Raw genomic sequence first — 5669 nt, forward strand, 5'->3', positions numbered from 1 at the left:
TATGGTATAGGTCACATTCCATTCCTTACTTAGTTTTAAAAGTTCCAGGCGTTCTTCCAATACGGCCGAAGACCGTGACTGGTAATTTTTTGTGGATGTTCGATAAATTTCTTTCGCCCGATTCACACCTATGCCGTCGTCCTGAATTGTCACTTTAAATTTAGAGGCATCCACAGCATCGAACTTTACAAGTATTGTCCCTCCTTCATTTTTATGAAACAAACCGTGATTCACGGCATTTTCAACTATAGGCTGCAAGATCATTGAGGGAATTAACTGTTCTTCATCATCTATTTTATTGTCAACAATAATTTCATATTCCAACTTATCCTCGAATCGCAGTTTTTCGACTTCCAAATAATGGCGAAGCAGTTCAATCTCATCCTTTATACTAATGGTTCGCCTACGAGAATATTCGAAAAATAAGCGGATCAATCTTGAAAATTTTGCAAGATAATCTTCCGATAGCTCAACTTCATGCCGCTGAATGTAGTACTGAATCGCGTTCAAGGAGTTGTGTACAAAATGTGGATTCATCTGTGAACGAAGCGCACTTAATTCGAGTTGAGCCAGTTTTCGCTCCCGCAACAGTTTAATTTGGAAATGCCTAAATACAAAGAACAAAATAGAAAGCATGGTCAAGATCAAAATCAGGGTAATCACAAGGGTCAACATTTCGGTTTGCCACCATTTTGGAATTATTTTTATAGTAATATTTTTATACTTGATTGCATTGTTGTGAGAAACCTGAAGCTGAAGGGTATAATCATTAGGTTGCAGATCGAATAGATTCACTTCCCCCGATTGGGTAGTGGTCCAGCTATTTTGAATAGGGCTTAATCGATATTCAAAGCGAGTATTATTGGCATCGAAAAAGTTGATGGAGCCAAAATTTATCTTGAAATTTAGATTAGCATCATACTTAAACACTAACGAATCTCCAACTGTTTTCTTCCCATTTACCTGAATACTTTTAATATAGGGCGTAAAAACGCTTGTCCCTTTTATTTCTTTTTTATCAATAATATTCAGACCAGTAATTGAACCTAGGTACAATTGGTTTTTGTAAAAAAGTATTTTGGTTAAATTATTAGTAGGAAGCCCATTTATTTGATTGTAACGCTCTAAGGTAAATTCTCCGGCATCATTTGCTGCATAATGAAGTAATACACCTTCAGAAACTGCCCAAATCGATTTTGGATTTTCTACTGAGATTTGATTTATAATCGCATGGTCTTTCTGAATTATTTTTTTAAGTTTCCCTTCCGTAAAACGATACAAACCATCTCCTTCGGTACCGATGTAGTTTTGAGAATTATATAGTGTGTTGGTAAGGAATTTTTGCTGAATTTGTTCATCTTTATATCCTTGGAAAATATCCTTTTCAGAATCATAAAAGAGCATCTGTTTAAAGCTAAAAGAAAAGAGTGAATCGGTCTGCTTGAAAAGTCCTTGATAGTAGGGATGATTATCATATCCCCTTTCTGGCCCTAAATTTTTATTTAACCTCCAAATCCCAGAATTACCTTCCGCGAAATAAGTGTCATTATAGCATAACAGATTTTTACCATATACAAACGAAGATGTTTGAGATGCAACTCTCATAAATACTCCCTTTTTCTCTAAAATTAAATGGAGCCTAAAATTATAGCAGATAGCTTCATTGATCGTAGAGATATTATATAAATGAATTTTCTCTTTCACCCACAATTCCGGGTAGTTATTTTGCAACTTATAAACCCCTTCTTCTTCAACCCCAATATAAATAAGATCATTAATTTCAGTGATTTTTGCAATCTTCTTACCCTCAAATAATGTTAATAAGGAATCATAGCCAATGGGCAATTTATACACTCCGTTCGTACTAGTGGCGACCCATATGAATCCGTCCTTATCCTGAAAATTATAAGTGGAATTTAATTGTTCTGGTATAATAAAGGTTTCTTTTATATCGAATTGGTCATCAAGTGTTATAAGCCAATTGCGTCCGGAAAGTTGTAACATATCGTTTGCCTGCTTAAACCTCATAAAATTCTTTCGATCCTTATTTATTTCGAAGCGGGATATATCTCCGTAAACAGTCTTGAAACTATTCAAATTAATTATTTCGAAATAAGTATCAAAGGCTCTAGCTAATAGGGAATCATTAAATTGATAAAAGGTACTATAGACCGAATTTTTTTTTAATCTTAATAAAAGCCGTTCTTGTTTATCTTCAAGTCGTACATCCCGTGACGTACTATCAGAAACTATAAATACATCTCTATTCAGTAATTGTATTCTGTTTTTTTGATTCTTACTGGAATGCCAGATGGAATCGGAAAAAAGATATGAATCCCAATAGTCAACAAAAGAAATATCCTTACCAGATTGGAATATTCGACCATTCGGGTTCATCATTTTGCCATTACTGGCTTTAAATTTATAGACACTATCATTTTTAATAAATCCCAATTCATCACTTCTGGAAAAATACCAAACTCTATTATCGGGAGTAATCCGGATATTCCAATTATCATTGGTAGGCAATCCTTCTTTCGTAGTAAAGCTTTTAAAAGTTTTACCGTCAAATTTGCTAATCCCCTTATTAGTCAAAAACCAAATAAACCCCTCTTTGTCCTGTGTCATCCTATATACAAAATTACTTGCCAAACCATCTTTTTCGGTGTAATTGGTATAGTTTTGCGCCAAAGAAAAATTCCATATCATACTTAACAATAGAAGTACGATATAGAATTTATTGGTTTTCATGTTTTAGAGGAATGCTAGTTTAAAGTTATAAAAATATAGATTAAACTATCTTTCTATACCAGAAGACTTGTTAGAAGGAACGTATTGCTCTTACTTTGTGCGTAGAAGTCTTACTGTGCATCTGAGTAAAAAAACTATAAAAATTATGAGAATAAGAAGTGGAACTCCCAATATATTCAGTGGAAGTCCAATACGAATGTAAACTAAAATAATCCATACTTATTGGGTTAGATGTTGCGTCTCCGTCATTTGTTAATACAATATTAAGCGTTAAAATTGCATTTTCCATTTCTCTTAATTCAAGTAAACTTGGCAAATACCAATCGCTAAAACCAAAAGCGGTATAGGTATTACAAAGCCCTGCTGCTTCGTTTGATTGTCCTCCTGCTGCAATAATGGAAGCAGTATTTGTAATTCCATCAAAATAGCTTTCACAATTAGTAACATCTACACCATCTAAACCCCACGTTACTCCACTACCATCATCCAGATCATCAAGGCTAGCGATAAGACCGTGCTCTCCATCGTCATAAACATAATACACGATGCCTCCACCATACAATTCTCCTACATAGTGTCTTGTTTTATTTATAGGTACCCAAGAAGAAGAATTATCATCCCAATAATAAAAACCTTTAGCTGGAGTACCGTTTCCGGTTACAAAAACTAACATTCCATCTTGAGCAGAAATAGGTGTCGTTACTGAAAATTCATCAACTCTTGGGATCAATATGCCGTCTGTTTCATCGGGCAATACACGATTACTTACTTCAATATCTAAAGAAGCTTTAGGTGAGATAGTATTGATACCTACCTGTGCTTTGATAGAACCATAAAAAAGCACTATTAATGATAAAAATATTATCTTCATAACTTATATGTTTTAAAATCGTAAACTTCTATTAAGAAAGACATAAACTCTGTTCTTAACAAGCCTTATTTCTTGATTAGTTTTAGGGTTGTATTGCCGACAACTGTTTTCACATTGATAAAGTAAAGGCCGCGTGCATATTGAGAAACATCCAAAGTGTTGTCTCCGATAGTAAATTGTCCTTGTTGAAGAATTCGCCCTTGTATATTGATTAGTGAATAAGTGGCTTCTTCCTCTAAGGAAATGGTTGCAAAGTTATTAGTTGGGTTGGGATATAATAGGAGTTTTAATAATATATTATCGTTTATTGACAACAGATGTTGATTTTCATACCAAGCGATATTGACATTTTCATAAGATGCTGAAAGCACATCCATATCCCCATCTCCATCCAAATCACTAGCAACTACAGATTTGGTAAAAACAGCGTTTGTTGTGATTATTTGTTGTGGTCCAAACCCCCCTTGTCCATCAGTATTTTCATACCAAGCTATAGCATCAATATGTGCACATGCTGAAAGGACATCCATATCTCCATCGCCATCTATATCAACTGAGTGTACGGAAGTTGCACCAATTGCATTAGTTGTGATTATTTGCTCTGGTCCAAAATTACCTAGCCCGGTTGTATTTTCATACCATGCTACTTTATTATCAGATCGTGATGCAGAAAGCACATCCATATCTCCATCACCATCTATATGAATTGAGAAAACCGATAAGGCCAAAATGGCATTTACTGAAATTATTTGCTGAGCTCCAAAATTGCCTTGACCATCAGTATTTTCGTACCATGCAATCTTATTGTCTCCAGAAGAAGCCGAAAGTACATCTATATCGCCATCTCCATCTATATCTGTAGCGTAAACTGAATGTGCAGCATCTGCATTAGTTGTTATTATTTGTTGGGGTCCAAAATTACCTAATCCATCGGTGTTTTCATACCATGCGACTTTATCATCAAACATAGAAGCGGAAATAAAATCCATATCGCCATCGCCATCAATATCTGTCGCATATACTGATAATGGATCATTTGTGCTCCCAACAATAATTTGTTGGTTACCGAAATTTCCTAATCCATCTGTATTTTCATACCATGCTATTTTGTCATCGGTCTGAGAGGCTGAAAGCACATCCAAATCACCATCGCTATCAAAATCTGCTGCATAAACTGAGTATGCTCCATCAGCATTTATTGAAATTATTTGCTGAGAACCAAAATTACCTTGACCATCATTTTCATACCAAGCTATTTTATCATCCCCAAAAGAGGCAGAAAGCACATCCATATCACCGTCGCCATCTATATCAGCTGTTGAAACAGAAGATGCTGAATTCGCATTTGTTGAAATTATTTGTTGAGGACCAAACTGAGCATTCAGGTTCAAATTAATAATACAAGTTAATATGATAAGAATTTTTGTTTTCATAATTTCTATATTTTAAAATTACCTACTCGATTTATTATTGCATTTCAATTATCTCCATTAACAAAAGATTATTACTATTAAGTTTTATAATATTATTTTTTAAAAACACCACCACCAGGGAATTGAGACGGACCCAATTCAAGTGTCCCACAAACTATTTGCTCGCAAATGTTACAATCGGTATCCGTCATTTTGACTTTTAGGCAGAAATAAAACTTACTATTCCTGCAATTCCGGATATCAAACAAATTAGGTTTAGAGATTAAGATACCTATTGAGCCGTTCAAAACTGATGGAGAGCCAGCTTCCCAAACAGGTGCATGCGTGTTATTATCTGTCAATAGTAATCCTCCAAAATTGGTTGTAGTCGAGTTTATATTACCAAAGATTCCTATGTCTTTCGGTTTACAAGATTCACTCTCGTATTCTGCGTGATAATCGATCATAGATACTTCGACTTCCTGAATGGCGGAATTTGCACTATTAATATTCAGGTTAAATTTATCGGTTTTCCCAACGCGATTTAATGTGATATCCACATCTGGAATATCACAGCAAAGTTTGGGAGTAGGAGGTTTTTCACACTCAAAGAAATAGGCAGATCCTGCTCTTAC

At 34.8% G+C, this 5669-nt stretch carries 4 protein-coding genes; all 4 read right to left on the reverse strand.

The features are described 5' to 3' along the window. A partial coding sequence (locus K8F54_RS08185) for a histidine kinase (protein WP_290789334.1) occupies positions 1 to 2751 on the reverse strand: 2751 nt, incomplete at its 3' end. A 70-nt stretch (positions 2752 to 2821) separates the two neighbouring features. After that, entirely contained in the window at positions 2822 to 3622 is an 801-nt protein-coding gene (locus K8F54_RS08190; protein ID WP_290789336.1) for a hypothetical protein, read from the reverse strand. 65 nt (positions 3623 to 3687) lie between these two features. After that, the gene (locus K8F54_RS08195; protein ID WP_290789338.1) at positions 3688 to 5055 is read right to left on the reverse strand and encodes a T9SS type A sorting domain-containing protein; all 1368 of its coding nucleotides are present in this window, start codon (positions 5053 to 5055) and stop codon (positions 3688 to 3690) included. A 92-nt stretch (positions 5056 to 5147) separates the two neighbouring features. Next, positions 5148 to 5669: hypothetical protein (locus tag K8F54_RS08200; protein WP_290789340.1), on the reverse strand; the 522-nt coding region annotated here is incomplete at its 5' end.

Origin of the sequence: Altibacter sp. (assembly GCF_019913785.1) — a bacterium.
Classification (GTDB): Bacteria; Bacteroidota; Bacteroidia; order Flavobacteriales; family Flavobacteriaceae; genus Altibacter.

Excerpts from the sequence above, each read along its gene's own strand:
- K8F54_RS08190 (WP_290789336.1), bottom strand. The coding sequence starts at position 3,622 with ATGAAGATAATATTTTTATCATTAATAGTGCTTTTTTATGGTTCTATC.
- K8F54_RS08195 (WP_290789338.1), bottom strand. The coding sequence starts at position 5,055 with ATGAAAACAAAAATTCTTATCATATTAACTTGTATTATTAATTTGAAC.